We start from the raw sequence: 16,653 nt of genomic DNA, 5'->3' as shown, positions 1-16,653 counted from the left end.
AACAACGCCATGCGTTGGCCCTTTAGGGCAAGGCTCGTTAGAGCCTTGTAACGCGGCAACCGAGCTAGTCCCCAGGCGCTTACTCAAGTAAGTGACTGGGGTGAGAGAGGGCAGCCAACACACCTGCAACTTGAAGTATGAAGGGTATAGACATAAAAACGTTTGGACGTCTATACTTCTGTATCGCATATTGGCAGAATAAGAATCCTGATGCAATAACGCAACACGGATTTAACCACCCATGCAGACCGTTAACACCACCAGCCTCAAAGTCGTTGATAATCAGCTCTGGATCCTGGATCAACAGGCGTTGCCGCAGGAAAAAATCTGGTGCCATTGCCCGGATACCGATGCGTTGGTCGACCATATCCGCACCCTGCGGGTACGCGGCGCGCCGCTGATCGGGCTGTCTGCCAGCCTGTTGCTGGCGCTACTGGCGGAACAGGGTCTGTCGCAGGCGCAACTGGCGCAGGCGCTGGATACGCTGCGTGCTTCCCGCCCGACCGCCGTCAACCTGATGAACAATCTGGACCGCATGAAGCAGGCGCTGGCCGCCGATGATTTCATCAGCGCCATGACGCAGGAAGCACTGCGGCTGATTGAGGAAGATAAAGCGCTGTGCGAGAGTATCGCCAACAACGGTGCCGCGCTGGTGAAACCGGGCAGCCGTCTGCTGACCCACTGCAACACTGGCGGGCTGGCGACGGCGGGCGTCGGCACGGCAATTGGAGTCATACTGCGTGCTCACCAGCATGGCAAGGTGGAAAACGTCTGGGTGGATGAAACCCGGCCGCTGCTACAGGGTGGCCGTCTGACCGCCTGGGAATTGGGCGAACTGGGGATACCCTATCATCTGATCTGCGATTCGATGGCCGCGTCGCTGATGGCGCAGGGCCGGGTCGACGCCATCTGGGTCGGCGCGGACCGCATCGCCGCCAACGGCGACGTCGCCAACAAGATAGGCACTTACAGCCTGGCGGTGTTGGCGCACTACCACGGTATTCCGTTTTACGTCGCCGCCCCGCATACCACCCACGATCCGCACTGTCCGGACGGCAATGCTATTCCTATCGAGCAGCGCGACACCCGCGAAGTCACTGGCGTGTCCGGCAGCTTTGGTCAGTGCCAGTGGGCACCGCACGACGCGCCGGTTTACAACCCGGCGTTCGATGTCACACCAGCGGCGCTTATCAGCGGCTGGGTTCTGGATTGCGGTGTGATCACCCCAGAGCAAGTCCAGCACGGTGTTTTTCAGCGCTCGCTGGCTGAGTGAGCGTTGCAAGTAGGGCAGCCGTGTCTGACACAGGCAGACACGGCTTCATGCGGGATTACGCCAGTTTCGGATAGGCATCGGCGATAGCATCGCCAGTGAAGTGGGCAACCCAGCCATCTGGATTGTTGAACAGGCGGATAGCGGTAAAATGCGGCTCAGACCCCATGTCGAACCAGTGCGGAATACCGGCGGGCACCGACAGCAGGTCATTCTTTTCGCACAGGATCTGGAAAATCCGGCCGTCTACGTGCAGGCAGAACAGCCCAGCCCCTTCCACAAAGAAACGCACTTCATCTTCGCCGTGGGTGTGCTCCGAGAGAAATTTGGTGCGCAGCGCCGCTTTCTGCGGGTTGTCGGCACGCATACTAATCACATCCCAGCTTTGATAACCTTTTTCTGCCACCAGCTTGTCAATCTCGTGCTGATAGGCGGACAGCACCTCTTCAGCGACAGGCGTAGCGCTCAATTCACGATCCGCCTGCCAGCGCTCAAAATGGACATTGATGGCGCTCAGTTGCTGTTTGATCGCCTCCGCGTCGCGGCTTTGCCAGACCGGCTGACGGGCATCCGTATCACTGAAAATGGTTAAGGCACTCATGACGGTTCTCCTGTTAGTTGGCCTGATAGGCATTCAGATCGATCTGATCAAAGCGGTTTACCTGACGATGATGGCTGTCAGTATCCGCGTCGTCACGGATCAACTGGCAGGTATGCCAGCCCGCCTGTTCGGCCGCGTCCAGTTCCTGGCGAATATCAGACAGGAACAGCAACGCACCGGCGGGCAGCCCAATAGTACGGGCGATGTTCTGGTACGATGCCGTCTCACGCTTGGCACCGACGCGGGTGTCGAAATAGTCACTGAACAGCGGCCGCAAATCACCGGCATCGCTGTGACCAAACAACAGATGCTGTGCTTCCACCGACCCCGATGAGTAGACATACAGCGCGATGCCCTGCTCGCGCCAGCCGCGCAATTGCGGTGCGACATCCTGATACACATGGCCGCGAAAATCACCGTTACGGTAGCCGCTACGCCAGATAATGCCCTGAAGCAGCTTCAACGACGGTGATTTGCGATCTTCATCCATAAACTGATTGAGTGCGGCCAACAGCTGCGCGGACGACGCGTCCGGCTGCCCCAGTTCCTGACGCGTTAACGTCAGCGCGGCGGCAATCTCCGGGTCACAGTCCGCCTGTGCCACCGCGTCAGCCAGCCTGGCGCGGGCGTAAGGGAACAGCACGTTGTGGACAAAGCGAATATCGCTGGTGGTGCCTTCAATGTCGGTGACAATCGCTTTGATCATTTCGCCTCCAGTAAACGTCGTTGCAGTTCACACTGGAACAGGAATTCCAGCCCTTCCAGATGGCGGCGAGCCGCTTGAACATCATTGCCCCAGCAGTACAGGCCGTGCCCGCGCACCAGAAAACCGTAGCACAGCGGTGCCGCTTCATGATGGGCCGCCACCCGCCGCGCCAACGCCGGAATATCCTGATCGTTGTCGAAAATCGGGATCGCCACCTGATCCAGATGGGTATGCTGACCACTCAGCGATTTCTGCATTTCATACCCTTGCAGCACCAGTGCGTCGCTTTTTTCTACCCGCGACAGCACCGTGGCGTTGACCGAATGAGTGTGCAGCACTGCACCTGTCGCCGGGAATAAACGGTAGATCAGCGTATGCAGCCCGGTTTCCGCCGACGGCGTGCGGCCGCTCGGCACATGGTTGGTGGCGATATCAACCAGCAGAAAATCGTCTTCACGCAGGCTGCCTTTATCCTTGCCGGATTCGGTAATCAGGCACTGCTGTTCATCAAGGCGAACAGACATGTTGCCGCCCGTCGCCGGGCACCAGCCTTTCTCGCCAATCCAGTGGCAGGCCGCCACCAGCGCGGCCAATTGTGGAGTATCACGCATAAATCATCCTGTACAGGTGAAGGCATCACTGGGTTGCCAAACCGGATAGGGTCAAACCCTATTATTGTCAAACCGATCAATGAGCCTGCTTATTATATTTGGTTATGGCTTAGTAAATTACGGAATTTAGCCGTTTAAACGTCCAAGCGTCTTGATTGCCAAATACTAGCATCCTGTATATAGTGGCAGCAATAACAGGCTTGCAGGAGTCCTTTTCAGCCATGAGCGCCGCACTGATCCCCGACAGTAAACTCCCTTCCCTCGGCACCACCATTTTTACTCAGATGAGCGCATTGGCGCAGCAGCATCAGGCGATCAACCTGTCGCAAGGCTTCCCGGATTTTGACGGCCCGGACGACCTGAAACAGCGTCTGGCTTATCACGTCAGTCAGGGCGCTAATCAGTACGCACCGATGACGGGCGTAGCGCCGCTGCGACAGGCGATTGCGGAAAAAACCGCCGCGCTCTATGGCTGGCAACCGGACGCCGATAGCGAAGTCACGGTTACCGCTGGTGCCACTGAAGCGTTGTTTGCCGCCATCAGCGCGCTGGTACGGCCGGGTGATGAAGTTGTCTGCTTCGATCCCAGCTACGACAGTTACGCTCCGGCGGTGCAACTGGCCGGTGGCGTATTGAAACGGATCGCCTTGCAGCCCCCGGCGTTTCACGTCGACTGGGCTGCTTTCGGTGCATTGTTGAATGATCGCACCCGGCTGGTGATCGTCAATACACCGCATAATCCCTCTGCCACCGTCTGGCAGCAGGAGGATTTCCGCCAGCTCTGGCAGGCTATTGCTAACCGCCACATCTATGTGCTGAGCGATGAAGTGTACGAGCACATTTGTTTCGCCGCCGACGGTCACGCCAGTGTGCTGGCACATCCGGAACTTCGCCAGCGGGCGATTGCCGTGTCCTCCTTCGGCAAAACCTATCACATGACCGGCTGGAAAGTGGGTTATTGCGTCGCGCCAGCAGCGCTCAGCGCTGAAGTACGCAAGGTTCATCAGTACCTGACGTTTTCCGTCAATACACCGGCGCAGTTGGCGATTGCCGACATGTTGCAACACCAACCACAACACTGGCGCGAACTGCCCGACTTCTATCGTGCTAAACGCGACCGGTTCGTTAACGCGCTGGCAGGCAGCCGACTGGAGATTCTGCCCTGTGAAGGCACCTACTTCCTGCTGGCGGACTACCGTGCCATTTCCAGCCAGGATGACGTCAGTTTCTGCCGCTGGCTGACCGAGCACGTCGGCGTAGCGGCGATTCCTCTGTCCGTTTTTTGCGCAGCCCCCTTCCCACATACGCTGATTCGGTTATGCTTTGCCAAACAGGAATCAACCCTGGATGCTGCTGCGGAGCGCTTATGTCAACTTTAAAGGTTACCCTGTTACAACAACCGCTGGTCTGGATGGACGGTCCCGCCAACCTTAGTCATTTCGACGGCCTGTTAGGCGAGATTACCGACCGCGATCTGATCGTGCTGCCGGAAATGTTCACCACCGGTTTTGCGATGGAGGCAGCCAAAAGCAGCCTGGAACAGTCGGTGGTGGAAGCCTGGCTGAAACAGTGGGCGCAGCGCAGCAATGCGCTGGTGGGCGGCAGTGTGGCGGTGCAGACCGGCAAAGGCGCGGTCAACCGTTTTCTGTTGGCCGACCCGCAGGGCCGGGTGTACCAGTACGACAAGCGTCACCTGTTCCGCATGGCGGGCGAGCACGAGTATTATCAGTCCGGCCAGACGCGGGAAATCGTGGAGTGGCGCGGCTGGCGCATTCTGCCGTTGATCTGCTACGACCTGCGTTTCCCGGTGTGGTCCCGTAACTGTCAGGATTACGATCTGGCGCTGTACGTCGCCAACTGGCCAGCGCCGCGCGCGCTGCACTGGAAAACACTGCTGGCAGCTCGGGCGATTGAGAATCAGGCTTATGTGGCTGGCTGCAACCGCGTCGGCACCGACGGCAACGGCCACAGCTATCAGGGCGACAGCCTGATTATCGACGCACAGGGCGCGATTCTGGCTTGTGCGCCGGAACATCAACCGGCCCGTCTTGACGCCGAGCTGTCGCTGGAAACGCTGCAAAGCTACCGTGAAGCCTTCCCCGCCTGGCGCGACGCCGATAAGTTCGGTTTGTAATATCAAGCGCGCTCAGGCGCGCTTGATTATCGATACCCCAACACCGTCAACAGCAGCGCCTGCACCGCCAGCGCTACATCGTCCGTCAGCACTGACTCGTCAGGATGGTGGCTGACACCGCCCTTGCAGCGCATAAACAGCATCCCCACCGGCCAGCGTTCGGCGATGGCGATGGCGTCATGGCCCGCACCGCTCGGCAGCAGCAAATTATCGCCCTGCACCTGCGTCACCGCAGCGGACAAGCGCTGTTGCAGCGCGTTGTCGCAGCGGGTAGCGGCGATGCGGTAATACTCTTCAGCACTGAACGCACAGCCGCGCTGCATGGCGATGTCGTGCGCCAGCGTCAGCAACCGTTGTAACAGCGCATCCAGCGGTTTGTCGTCCGGGCCACGGATATCCAGCGTCAGCCTGACCTCACCGGGAATCACGTTGGCGGCCCCCGGCAGGCACTGCAAGGTGCCAAAAGTCGCCACCAGATAGGGATCGCTGTCGCGCGTCACCTGTTCAGCCTGGGTCATCCACGCCGCCGCTGCTGCCAGCGCGTCCTGCCGCTGTGACATCGGCACCGTACCAGCATGGCCAGCATGACCGACAAACGTACAGTTCAGCCGCCGTGCACCGTTAATGGCCGTGACCACGCCCAGTGCCAGTCCAGCCTGTTCCAGACACGGGCCTTGTTCGATATGCAATTCCAGATAGGCCAGAATATCCGCAGCCGGACGTGCCGCCAGTGCGATAGCCTCCGGATCCAACCCGGCCTGCGTCAGCGCCTGTGCGACGGTGATGCCATTGGCGTCCGGACGCGACAGCCAGCCGTCGGGCCAGGTGCCGGTCAGTCCGCGGCTGCCGAGTAGCGTGACGTCAAAGCGGGTGCCTTCCTCGTCGCCAAAACCGATCACTTCCAGCGCCACCGGCAAACGGATCCCACGCTGATTCAGCAATGACACGGTTTCGATGGCCGCCAGCACCCCCAGCATACCGTCGTAACGGCCAGCGTTGCGCACGGTGTCGAGGTGTGACCCCAACAGCAGAGCGGGCGCACCCGGCACACGGCCTTCATAGCGACCACAAATATTTCCGACGCTATCCTGCCACACGCGCATACCCGCTTCCCGCATCCACGCCCCCGCCTGCTGATTAGCCTGCAAGTGTTGCGGCGACAGATAAACCCGTGTGAGCTGGCCTGCGGTTTCACTGATGGCCGCCAACTGATCGCAACGCGTCATCACCCGACGGGCGGCCGCCTGCGCATTGAAATCCGTCATCACGCTGTCCATCAGCACCTCGCTCATGTCGGCGCCTGCGCGGCATCATACACATTCCAGGCGGCTTGCAACGCCGCCCCCTGAACGGAGCGGAACCCCAGCCGGTTCAATACCGCTTCCAGCGCAGTCAGCGTTTGCATCACGCAGTCTTTGCGGGCGTTATAACCCATAGTGCCGATGCGCCAGATCTTGCCCTGCAACGGCCCGAACGAGGTGCCGATCTCAATGGCAAAATCCTCCAGCAGCAGCTTACGCACCTGCTCGCCGTGCACGCCTTGCGGGATCACCACGCCCAACACATTGTTCATTTTGTTGGCAACATCGCCGTAAGCTTGCAACCCCATGCCTTCGATACCGGCCAGCAATGCATTACCGTGCAACTGATGTCGGGCGATACTGGCATCCAGCCCCTCTTCCAGAATAACGCGGGCGCATTCACGGGCGGCGAACAGCATACTGGTGGCCTCGGTATGGTGGTTCAGCCGCTCCGGCCCCCAGTAATCCATGATCATGCCGAGGTCGAAATAGTTGGAATAAATCATTTCGTCGTCACCGTCCTGATGGTCGGTGGTACGGATACCCTGCTCTACGCACTTACGCTGGCGAATCACCGCTTCCATGCGCGCGCTGAGGGTCACCGGCGAACTGCCGGACGGCCCGCCCAGGCATTTCTGCAATCCGGCAGATACCGCATCCAGCCCCCAGGCGTCGGTTTCCAGCGGGTTGCCGCCGAACGAGGCGGTAGCATCGGTGTAAAACAGCACGTCATGACGGCGGCAGATAGCGCCCAGCTCCGCCAGCGGCTGCAACATGGTGGTGGAGGTATCACCCTGCACGGTCAGCAGCAGACGCGGTTTCACCCGTTTAATGGCGTCTTCGATCTGGTCCGGCGTGAACACCTCACCCCACGGCGCTTCGATAGTGTGCACCTCCGCGCGGCAGCGGCGGGCAATCTCGCACAATAGGTGACCGAAGCGGCCGAACACCGGCACCAGCACGCGATCGCCAGGGCGGATCGCCGAGACAAGAATCGCCTCGATACCAGCGCGCGACGTCCCGTCCACCAGTAGGGTCCAGCGGTTGTCGGTGCGGAACAACTGGCGGTACAACGCCATCACCTGATTCATGTACTCGGTCATCGCCGGGTCATACTGCCCGACCAGTTGGCTGGCCATCGCACGCAATACACGCGGGTCGGCATTGATCGGGCCAGGCCCCATGAGTAAGCGATGGGGCGGATTGATCTGCGCAAACAGGTCGTTAGGCATGTGATGAACTCCTGATGTCCTTGATAACATTAAAATCGTAATGGCTCATACCGCTCACGGTGCTACAGCCGCACCGAGGCGATAAACTGTTTCAGTTCGGCAGTCTGCGGGTTGGCGAACAGTTCATCGCCTTTGCCTTGTTCCCACACCTTGCCCTGATGCATGAACACCACCCGGTCGCCGACCTCGCGGGCGAAATTCATTTCGTGGGTGACCAGAATCAGCGTCATGCCTTCGGCCGCCAACTGCTCCAGCACTTTCAGCACTTCGCCGACCAGCTCCGGGTCCAGCGCGGAGGTGATTTCGTCGCACAGCAGCACCTTCGGGTTCATCGCCAGCGCACGGGCGATCGCCACACGTTGCTGCTGGCCGCCGGACAGGCTGGATGGGTAGTAATCGATACGCTCGCCCAGCCCGACCTTCTCCAGCATCTTCACACCCAGTTCACGGCACTCGGCGGCGCTTTTCCCCAGCACCAGTTTGGGTGCCAGCATCACGTTTTCCAGCGCGGTCATGTGCGGGAACAGGTTGAAGTTCTGAAAAATCATACCGACCGAACGGCTAATTTCCCGCGCCTGCGAGTCGCGGTCGGTAATGGTCATGCCACCGAGCTTGATGCTGCCGTCCTGATAGCCTTCCAGCCCGTTGATGCACCGCAGCAGGGTACTTTTGCCGGAACCGCTACGGCCGATGATGGAGATCACCTCGCCCACGTCGATATCCAGATCCACCCCTTTCAGCACGTGGTTCTGGCCGTAATATTTATGGACCTGATTAATGGTGATGAGCGGCATTGAATTTCTTCTCCAGATAACGGCTGTAGTACGACAGCGGATAACACAGCAGGAAATAGCCCAGCGCCACCAGCCCGAATACCTTAAACGGCTGGAAGGTGACGTTATTGAGCATGGTGCCAGCCTTGGTCAGCTCAACGAAACCGATGATCGACGCCAGCGCGGTGCCCTTGATCACCTGCACCGAAAAACCGACCGTCGGCGCAATAGCGATACGCATCGCCTGGGGGGCAATCACCCGACTCAGCGTTTGGGTAAAGGTCAGCCCCAGGCAGCGGCAAGCTTCCCACTGCCCTTTCGGCAACGCCTGCACGCTGCCGTACCAGATATCCAGCAAAAACGCGCTGGTAAACAGCGTCAGCGCCAGGGCGGCAGCGGTCCACGGGCTGACGTCGATACCAAATAATCCCAGCCCAAAAAACGCCAGAAACAGCTGCATCAGCAACGGTGTGCCCTGAAACACATCGGCGTATAACCGGGTCAGACGCAGCGGCCAACGTCGTTTGGTCAGGCGCAACAGCAGCAACGGTAACGTCACCAGCCCACCGCCGAAAAACGCCGCCAGCGACAGCAGTACCGTCCAGCGCCCGGCCAGCAGCAGGTTGCGCACAATATCCCAGTCAGTAAACGTCATCATCAGCGCGGCGTCCCCAAAAAACGTCGCCCGGCCAGCAACAGCAACTGACGCATCAGCATCGACAGCACCAGATAGCAGAGCGTGGTCACCAGATACACCTCAAAACTGAGGAAGGTCCGGGACTGAATTAAATTGGCAGCGAAGGTCAGCTCTTCGTACGACACCTGTGATACCACGGACGAACCGAGCATCACGATGATGCACTGGCTAACCAGCGCCGGATAAATCCGTTGCAGCGCGGGCGGCAGAATCACCCGCGTAAACGTCTGGGTCCGCGACAGCCCCAGTACCCTCGCGGCTTCCCACTGGCCTTTCGGCGTCACCTGAATACCCGCGCGGATAATCTCCGTGCTGTAGGCCCCCAGGTTAACCAGCATCGCCAGCAGGGCGGCCTGCCCGGCGGTGAGTTTCAGCCCCAACCCCGGCAGACCGAACACGATGAAAAACAGTTGTACGACAAACGGTGTATTGCGAATCGCCTCGACGTACAGGCCCCACAAGCGGCTGACCACGGTCGGCTTACCGCTGCGCAATGCCGCGCCACAGATGCCGATGGCGATCCCACCGATCGTCGCCATCGTCGTCAGTTGTACGGTGACCCACAGGCCGGCCAATAACGCTGGCCAGTAAGGCCATAGCGCCGCGAAATGAAGCTGATAGGTCATGGCTTATCCTTACTTACGCGCCAAGATTGGCTGGCAGCGGTGCTTTCAGCCATTTCTCAGACAAGCCGTTGAGCGTGTTATCCTTGAGCGCTTTCTCAATCAGTTCATCAACCTTCGCCTTCAGCGCCGGTTCATCTTTTTTCAGGCCGATGTAACAGGGCGAATCTTTCAGCATGAATTTCGCTACCGGTGCTTTGGCCGGGTTCTTCTCGGCAATCGCCGCCACCACCAGGTTACCGGTGGCGATATACTGCACCTGACCGGACAGATAAGCAGACAGCGTGGTGTTGTTATCTTCATAGCGTTTGATGTCAGCGGTCTTCGGCGCAGCCTCGGTCAGCACCATGTCTTCTACCGCACCGCGAGTCACACCGACGGTTTTGCCCTGCAATGCATCCGGCGCACTGACGCTGGCATCTTTCGGACCAAATACGCCGAGGAAGAACGGCGCATAAGCGCGGCTGAAATCGATCACTTTTTCACGTTCGGCGTTTTTACCCAGGCTGGAAATCACCAGGTCCACCTTATCGGTTTGCAGATAAGGGATGCGGTTAGCGCTGCTGACCGGCACCAGCTGCAACTTTAGTTTCATCTCACTGGCCAGATAGCGCGCCATGTCGATGTCGTAACCTTGCGGCTGCAGATCGGTGCCGACCGAACCAAACGGCGGGAAGTCCTGCGGCACGGCGATACGCAGCACGCCGCGTTTCTGGATATCCTGCAACTGATCCGCCATCGCCTGCCCGGCCTGAACCACCAACAGCGCTGCACCTACTACCGCCAAAAAACGTTTTCCGATCTTCATTGCTGTGCCCCCGGTTAAGTTAATTTGAAACCAAAGATTCTTCAATAAAAATATTGAAACCTTTGTTGCAGAAATAAAAGCAAGATGTATGCCAGATATCGCATAGCCACATCACCACGGCCAGCAAGGGTAGAGACAGCTTGAACTGTGCGAGAAAAGCTATCGTTCAGTGAGTGCGTGCGTCCGGAAACGTCGTCCGCAACGCACAATGACAGGGCATGAAAACGGGAAAAGATTGCACCAAAATAGAACAAACGCACCAGTGGAGCGCGTGTTTATCGCTGTTCCAGTTCGTCGAGTTGCAGGTAAAGGTCGGCAATATCGTGGATGCGCTGACGCCCCTCCGCCAACATCTGATGCAGCAACGCGTTGCTGATCAAGTTAACCAGACTCATGGCGCTGGCGTAGCTGTCAAAGGCCGATACGCTGTCCAGCGGCGCGGTCAACGCCCAGGAAGCCAGCGGTGGCAGCGTATGCGCCTGCGGTTCACACAACAGCAACACCGGAATCTGCCGGGCGCGCAATTGCTGCAACAGCGGCAGGATCAGGCGCGGACGGCGGCGGAACGCCACCACCACCACCACATCGCGTGCGTCCAGATCCGCCAGTTCTTCCGCCAACGTCTGGCCGGGTTGCGCCAGCAGCGGCACCTGCGGGCGGATTTGCAGCAATTGCTGACGCAGGTGCAGCGCCACCGGGTAGCTGTTGCGCAGCCCGAGCACACAGACGCGCTGCGCCTGCTGTAACGCCGCGATCACCGCGCCGAACTGTTGTGGGTCTATCTGGTTGACCCACTGCGTCAGGTTAGCCATTTCCTGTTTGTAATGGCGCGCCAGCAGGGTGTTGCCCTGCACCGCGTCCCGGTTATCGGTCAGCGGCATACCGCTCTGGCGCAGGGTGCGCAGCTCATCGCGCATTTCCCGGTAGCTGGGGTAACCGAGGCGGCGGAACAGGCGGCTGACCGTGGCTTTGGACACGCCGCTCAGCCGCGCCAGCTCCGCGCTGTTATAGCTGATCAGGTCATCGAGATGATCAAAGATAAACTCCGCCACCCGTTGTTCCTGCGGTGACAACTCGCTGTACTGACTACGCAGCCGTTCATCAATTTGTTTCATGCCTGTCTCTGCCATTTTTTGAATCCTGTAACTTTTGTTTCATCCTTTCGGCGCTATGCTGAACATAGCATACAACCGTCGGTCGGCAGCAAGCAGAAAAGGTGGAACGGCTTTTGCTTAGCATCGACCACCCTACAGTCCAACAAGAGCCTTATCCCTCATGATGCAAAGCAATATCGCCCCATCGGGCATGGCGGTCACGCCGCATCATCTTGCCAGCGCCAGCGCGCAACGTATTCTGCGCGCCGGAGGCAACGCTATCGAAGCAATGGTTGCCGCAGCAGCCACGATTGCGGTGGTTTACCCCCATATGAACGGTCTGGGCGGTGATGGTTTCTGGCTGATTGTGCCGCCGCAGGGCGACCCGATTGCCATCGACGCCAGTGGCGCAGCCGGTTCACTGGCAAACCGCGCATTCTATGCGGGGGAAAGCCGTATCCCACACCGTGGCCCCACAGCGGCGCTGACCGTAGCCGGTACGGTAGGCGGCTGGCAGGAAGCGCTGACTTATGCTGCCGAGCAGGATATCAGCCGTCCGTTGCCACTCGCCAACCTGCTGGAAGACGCCATCGGCTATGCCCGCAACGGTATTCCGGTCACCCAGTCACAGGAAGACGCGCTGATCAGTCGTTATCATGAGCTGAGCGATGTCGCCGAATTCTGCCGTGTCTTCATGCCGCAGGGCGTCATCCCACGTACCGGCAGCCGTTTTATCCAGTCGGACCTTGCCGACACGCTGCAACAACTGGCACAAGACGGTCTGGACAGCTTCTACCGTGGCGCGCTGGCGGCACGCATGACGGAACAAATGACGGCGTTGGGTATGCCGGTCACCGCTGACGATCTGGCGAACTACCATGCCCGACGCGCCACACCGCTGGTGCTGAAACACAGCAAAGGCGAGGTGTTCAATCTGGCACCACCGACACAGGGGCTGGTGTCGCTGGCGATTCTGGGCATCACCGATCGGTTGGGGATGGAAGACCTCAGCGACAGCCAGACCATACACCGCGTGGTAGAGGCCACCAAGCTGGCTTTCAGGCTGCGCGACAAGTACATCACCGACCCGAAACGGATTACGCAGGATATTCAGGCGCTGTTATCCGCCAGCCATCTGGATACGTTGAGCAAGCACGTCGACACCCGATCCGCCGCGCCCTGGGGGCAAGGCAAGGGGCCGGGCGATACCGTCTGGCTGGGCGTGTCCGATCGCCACGGGCTGTCGGTGTCATTTATCCAGAGCATCTATCACGAATTCGGCAGCGGCGTGGTGTTGCCGGACACCGGCGTGCTGTGGCAAAACCGCGGTGCCTCCTTCAGCCTGGACCCAAATCACCTGCTGGCGCTGGAACCGGGCAAGCAGCCGTTTCACACTCTTAACCCGGCGGCGGCACGGCTGGCTGACGGGCGCACCATGGTCTACGGCTCAATGGGCGGCGACGGCCAGCCACAAACACAGGCGGCGCTGTTCATCCGTCACGTGGTACAGGGCGTGCCGCTACAGCAGGCCATTACCGCACCGCGCTGGTTGCTGGGCCGCACCTGGGGCCAGTCTTCCGATACGCTAAAACTGGAGGACCGCTTTACCCCCGCTACCGTCGAAGCGCTACGCACGCTCGGTCACGATGTGGAACTGCTCACCGGGTTTAACGAAACCGTCGGCCATGCGGGGGCTATCATCCGCCATGCCAACGGTATGCTGGAAGGTGCCAGCGACCCGCGCAGTAACGGCAGTGCCGCTGGGTTTTAATCTCGCTACCTGGCTACTTTCACCCCTGATGAGGTTTGTGTTGATGGAAAAAAAGGATATCGATCAGGCTGCGCTGGCCGCGTACCTGCAACAGATGGAAACCCTGCTGCAACTGGAGCTGGATGATGCCCGACGCCAGGAGCTGCATATGCAATTCACACGCATCGCCGCGATGGCGCAGCCGCTGATGGCGTTCCCGCTGGACGAACGTCAGGAAGTGGCGGGAGTGTACCGGCCATGAACCCTGCTCAACTGTCTATCCGCGCGCTACGGGCTGAACTGACCGGCGGCCATCTTTCCGCCACCGACATCGCTCGCGACACACTGGCGCAAATCGAACGTGGTAATCCAGCGGTCAACGCTTATACCAGCATCACCGCGCAACGTATGCTGGCGGAAGCCGCCGACATCGACAGCAAACGTCATCAGGGTCATGCGCTGCCCGCGCTGGCAGCGGTGCCCTACGCGGTAAAAAACCTATTTGACGTCGCGGGCGAAACCACGCTGGCTGGTGCCAGGCTGTTCAGCCAGCGCACACCGGCAACGCAAGATGCGTTTGCGGTGCGTCAGCTACAATCCTGCGGCGCTCTGCTGTCAGGGCTGCTGAATATGGATGCCTACGCCTACGGTTTCACCACCGAAAACAGCCACTATGGCGCGACCTGCAATCCACATGATCTGACGCGTATCGCCGGGGGATCGTCCGGTGGTTCCGCCGCCGCGGTCGCCGCCGGGCTGGTGAATTTCTCGCTCGGTAGCGATACCAATGGGTCGATCCGCGTACCCGCTTCACTGTGTGGGATCTTCGGGCTGAAGCCCACCTTCGGCCGACTGTCGCGCCACGGCACCCAGCCGTTTGTCGGCAGCCTCGATCATATTGGCCCGCTGACGCGCAGCGCTGAAGATCTGGCGCTGGTGTATGACGAGCTACAAGGGTTTGATCCGGCGGACCGCTTTCAGGCGATCCAGCCATTGCGCTCGACCGTTCCGTCGCTGACGGACGAGACACCGCTGCGCAGCCGGGTGTTGGGTGGCTACTTCGCGCAATGGTGCGATGAACAGGCCGCCACCGCGGTACGGCAAGTGGCACAGGCGTTAAACGCCGATGATGACGTGGTGCTGGATAATGCCGGTTTGGCGCGTACAGCGGCGTTTATTCTCTCCGCCAGCGAAGGTGGCAACCAGTATCTGCCCGCCCTGCGTGCCACGCCGGATCTGTTTGAACCCCTCTCCCGCGAACGCCTGCTGGCCGGTGCGATGATCCCGGCTGCCTGGTACGTGCAGGCACAGCGTTTCCGCGATCATTTCCGCCGTGAAGTACTGGCACTGTTCGCCGATACCGATCTGCTGATAGCACCCGCCACGCCCTGCCCGGCAACGCGCATCGGTCAGGAAACCCTGCGCATCAACCACACCGATTTGCCGATTCGCGCCAGCATGGGGATGCTAACTCAGCCGATTTCGTTCGTTGGCCTGCCGGTGGTGACGGTGCCGCTGACCACCGCTAGCGGGCTGCCGATCGGCGTGCAGTTGATCGCCGCACCGTGGCGGGAAGATGTTGCGCTGCGCGCCGCCTGGCGTCTTGAACAGCAGGGTATTGCTCAGGCTTTGCCGCCTGCCTCTTTTCACTCACAAGGAATTTCCGCATGACACCCGAGATCAACTTGCCTGACGTTCTGGCCGAGGTAACCACCGCGTTTTATCGTTATGAAAAGGCGCTCACCGGCAACGACATCGAAGTACTGGACGCGCTGTTCTGGCACGATGCACGTACCGTGCGCTATGGCGCGTCGGAAAACCTGTACGGCATCGAACAGATCCGTGAGTTTCGCGCAGCCCGCCCATCGGCCGGGCTGGATCGTCAATTGCACAACACGGTGATCACCAGCTACGGCCGCGATATGGCGGTCGCCAGCACCGAATTTCGTCGTGAAGGCAGTGAAAAAATCGGCCGACAGATGCAAACCTGGCTGCGTACCGAACAAGGCTGGCGGATTGTCGCCGCCCACGTCAGCCTGATGGTGTAACCCGATACGGCTTTTCAGGCCGATAGATTGCCGTATCAGGCCGGTGGCACCTCATCACCCCTGATACGGATGTACCCGATACCAGTGTTCGGCAATATCCTGACGGCGGCACACCCACACCCGCTCGTGCTGCTGGATATAATCGAGGAAACGCTGCAACGCCCGGAAACGCCCCGGCCGCCCCAGCAAGCGACAGTGCATACCGATAGACATCATTTTCGGCGCATCTTCGCCTTCTGCGTACAGCACATCAAAACTGTCCTTCAGATAGCTAAAGAATTGCTCGCCGCTGTTGAACCCCTGCGGTGAGGCGAAACGCATGTCGTTGGCATCCAGCGTGTAGGGAACGATCAGATGCGGTTTCACCCCGCCGTCCGCTCGCTGCACTGGCAGCCAGAAAGGCAGATCGTCACCGTAGTAGTCGCTGTCATACAGAAAACCGCCCTGCTCCAGCACCAGTTGCCGGGTGTGTGGGCTGTCGCGCCCGGTGTACCACCCCAGCGGCGGCTGGCCGAACAATGCCGTGTGCACCGCGATCGCCTGTTGCAAATGCGCACGCTCAGCGTCGATAGCCATATTCTGGTAGTGAATCCAGCGCCAGCCGTGGCTAACCACGTCATAGTCCGCCGCTCTGATGGCCTCGACCACCGCCGGGTTGCGCGCCAGCGCCATCGCTACACCGAACACCGTTAGCGGCAGGCCACGGTGCTGAAATTCCTGATGAATACGCCAGAACCCGGCGCGGGAACCGTACTCATAGAGCGAATCCATCGACATATGGCGTGCCGGGTAGCTGGCCGCACCGATGATATCAGACAGGAACTGCTCGGAACCGGCGTCACCGTGCAGCACATGGTTTTCCGCCCCTTCTTCGTAATTGAGCACAAACTGCACCGCGATACGCGCCTGCCCAGGCCAGCGGGCGTGCGGCGGTTGGCCAGCATAACCGATCAAGTCACGCGGGTAATCAGGGTCAGAGCCCCATTGCTGAGAGAGTGTCATGGT

The 16,653-nt window shown here is 59.7% G+C and carries 18 protein-coding genes; 7 read left to right on the top strand and 11 right to left on the bottom strand.

What is annotated here, in order from left to right; genetic code table 11:
- Positions 1 to 241 precede the first annotated feature (241 nt).
- The gene (mtnA, locus tag OB87_RS17000) at positions 242 to 1,273 is read left to right on the top strand and encodes an S-methyl-5-thioribose-1-phosphate isomerase (RefSeq protein ID WP_033570595.1); all 1,032 of its coding nucleotides are present in this window, start codon (positions 242 to 244) and stop codon (positions 1,271 to 1,273) included.
- A gap of 55 nt (positions 1,274 to 1,328) precedes the next feature.
- On the opposite strand, the gene OB87_RS16995 is transcribed toward mtnA, so the two are convergent.
- The 3 genes from OB87_RS16995 to OB87_RS16985 are packed head-to-tail and all read right to left on the bottom strand — an operon-like array spanning position 1,329 to position 3,188.
- Positions 1,329 to 1,871 (bottom strand): 1,2-dihydroxy-3-keto-5-methylthiopentene dioxygenase, encoded by a 543-nt coding sequence (locus tag OB87_RS16995; protein WP_033570594.1) that lies wholly within the window; start codon positions 1,869 to 1,871, stop codon positions 1,329 to 1,331.
- A gap of 13 nt (positions 1,872 to 1,884) precedes the next feature.
- Positions 1,885 to 2,577, bottom strand: a complete 693-nt coding sequence (gene mtnC, locus OB87_RS16990; protein ID WP_033570593.1) for an acireductone synthase — start codon at positions 2,575 to 2,577, stop codon at positions 1,885 to 1,887.
- The gene (locus tag OB87_RS16985; protein ID WP_033570592.1) at positions 2,574 to 3,188 is read right to left on the bottom strand and encodes a methylthioribulose 1-phosphate dehydratase; all 615 of its coding nucleotides are present in this window, start codon (positions 3,186 to 3,188) and stop codon (positions 2,574 to 2,576) included. Before OB87_RS16985 ends, mtnC begins: the two co-directional genes overlap by 4 nt.
- 221 nt (positions 3,189 to 3,409) lie before the next feature.
- On the opposite strand from OB87_RS16985, the gene OB87_RS16980 reads away from it, so the two are divergent.
- Together OB87_RS16980 and OB87_RS16975 are read left to right on the top strand one after the other, a co-directional pair.
- A complete protein-coding gene (locus tag OB87_RS16980; RefSeq protein WP_033570591.1) occupies positions 3,410 to 4,567 on the top strand; it encodes a pyridoxal phosphate-dependent aminotransferase in 1,158 nt (385 codons plus the stop codon).
- Complete coding sequence (locus OB87_RS16975; RefSeq protein ID WP_033570590.1) at positions 4,555 to 5,322, top strand: amidohydrolase; 768 nt, start codon at positions 4,555 to 4,557, stop codon at positions 5,320 to 5,322. The genes OB87_RS16980 and OB87_RS16975 overlap by 13 nt, the downstream gene beginning before the upstream one ends.
- A gap of 26 nt (positions 5,323 to 5,348) precedes the next feature.
- On the opposite strand, the gene hpxK is transcribed toward OB87_RS16975, so the two are convergent.
- The 7 genes from hpxK to OB87_RS16940 all read right to left on the bottom strand — a co-directional run bounded on the left by hpxK (position 5,349) and on the right by OB87_RS16940 (position 11,871).
- Positions 5,349 to 6,614, bottom strand: coding sequence for an allantoate amidohydrolase (gene hpxK / locus OB87_RS16970; RefSeq protein ID WP_033570589.1), 1,266 nt, complete (start codon positions 6,612 to 6,614; stop codon positions 5,349 to 5,351).
- On the bottom strand, positions 6,611 to 7,855 hold the full coding sequence (locus OB87_RS16965; RefSeq protein ID WP_033570588.1) for a pyridoxal-phosphate-dependent aminotransferase family protein: 1,245 nt from the start codon (positions 7,853 to 7,855) through the stop codon (positions 6,611 to 6,613). The genes hpxK and OB87_RS16965 overlap by 4 nt, the downstream gene beginning before the upstream one ends.
- Positions 7,856 to 7,917: 62 nt before the next feature.
- On the bottom strand, positions 7,918 to 8,649 hold the full coding sequence (locus tag OB87_RS16960) for an amino acid ABC transporter ATP-binding protein (protein ID WP_033570587.1): 732 nt from the start codon (positions 8,647 to 8,649) through the stop codon (positions 7,918 to 7,920).
- Positions 8,630 to 9,286 (bottom strand): amino acid ABC transporter permease, encoded by a 657-nt coding sequence (locus tag OB87_RS16955; protein WP_033570586.1) that lies wholly within the window; start codon positions 9,284 to 9,286, stop codon positions 8,630 to 8,632. Before OB87_RS16955 ends, OB87_RS16960 begins: the two co-directional genes overlap by 20 nt.
- Positions 9,286 to 9,951 carry an amino acid ABC transporter permease gene (locus OB87_RS16950; protein WP_033570585.1) on the bottom strand — a complete coding sequence of 222 codons (666 nt, stop codon included), beginning with the start codon at positions 9,949 to 9,951 and terminating at the stop codon, positions 9,286 to 9,288. Before OB87_RS16950 ends, OB87_RS16955 begins: the two co-directional genes overlap by 1 nt.
- 13 nt (positions 9,952 to 9,964) lie before the next feature.
- Positions 9,965 to 10,756 carry a transporter substrate-binding domain-containing protein gene (locus OB87_RS16945; RefSeq protein WP_033570584.1) on the bottom strand — a complete coding sequence of 264 codons (792 nt, stop codon included), beginning with the start codon at positions 10,754 to 10,756 and terminating at the stop codon, positions 9,965 to 9,967.
- A 275-nt stretch (positions 10,757 to 11,031) separates the two neighbouring features.
- Positions 11,032 to 11,871, bottom strand: coding sequence for a MurR/RpiR family transcriptional regulator (locus OB87_RS16940; RefSeq protein WP_033570612.1), 840 nt, complete (start codon positions 11,869 to 11,871; stop codon positions 11,032 to 11,034).
- 160 nt (positions 11,872 to 12,031) lie between these two features.
- Between OB87_RS16940 and OB87_RS16935 the strand changes: the two genes are divergently transcribed.
- The 4 genes from OB87_RS16935 to hpxZ are packed head-to-tail and all read left to right on the top strand — an operon-like array spanning position 12,032 to position 15,648.
- A complete protein-coding gene (locus OB87_RS16935) occupies positions 12,032 to 13,621 on the top strand; it encodes a gamma-glutamyltransferase family protein (protein ID WP_033570583.1) in 1,590 nt (529 codons plus the stop codon).
- Positions 13,622 to 13,664: 43 nt separating this feature from the next.
- Entirely contained in the window at positions 13,665 to 13,862 is a 198-nt protein-coding gene (gene hpxX / locus OB87_RS16930) for an oxalurate catabolism protein HpxX (RefSeq protein ID WP_033570582.1), read from the top strand.
- Positions 13,859 to 15,271 (top strand): AtzE family amidohydrolase, encoded by a 1,413-nt coding sequence (locus OB87_RS16925; RefSeq protein ID WP_033570581.1) that lies wholly within the window; start codon positions 13,859 to 13,861, stop codon positions 15,269 to 15,271. The genes hpxX and OB87_RS16925 overlap by 4 nt, the downstream gene beginning before the upstream one ends.
- On the top strand, positions 15,268 to 15,648 hold the full coding sequence (gene hpxZ, locus OB87_RS16920) for an oxalurate catabolism protein HpxZ (protein WP_033570580.1): 381 nt from the start codon (positions 15,268 to 15,270) through the stop codon (positions 15,646 to 15,648). Before OB87_RS16925 ends, hpxZ begins: the two co-directional genes overlap by 4 nt.
- Positions 15,649 to 15,702: 54 nt before the next feature.
- On the opposite strand, the gene puuE is transcribed toward hpxZ, so the two are convergent.
- On the bottom strand, positions 15,703 to 16,650 hold the full coding sequence (gene puuE, locus OB87_RS16915; RefSeq protein WP_033570579.1) for an allantoinase PuuE: 948 nt from the start codon (positions 16,648 to 16,650) through the stop codon (positions 15,703 to 15,705).
- Positions 16,651 to 16,653: the final 3 nt, after the last annotated feature.

Source organism: Dickeya undicola (assembly GCF_000784735.1).
GTDB classification, from domain to species: Bacteria; Pseudomonadota; Gammaproteobacteria; order Enterobacterales; family Enterobacteriaceae; genus Dickeya; species Dickeya undicola.
This window is presented reverse-complemented; position numbering and strand designations above follow the sequence as displayed.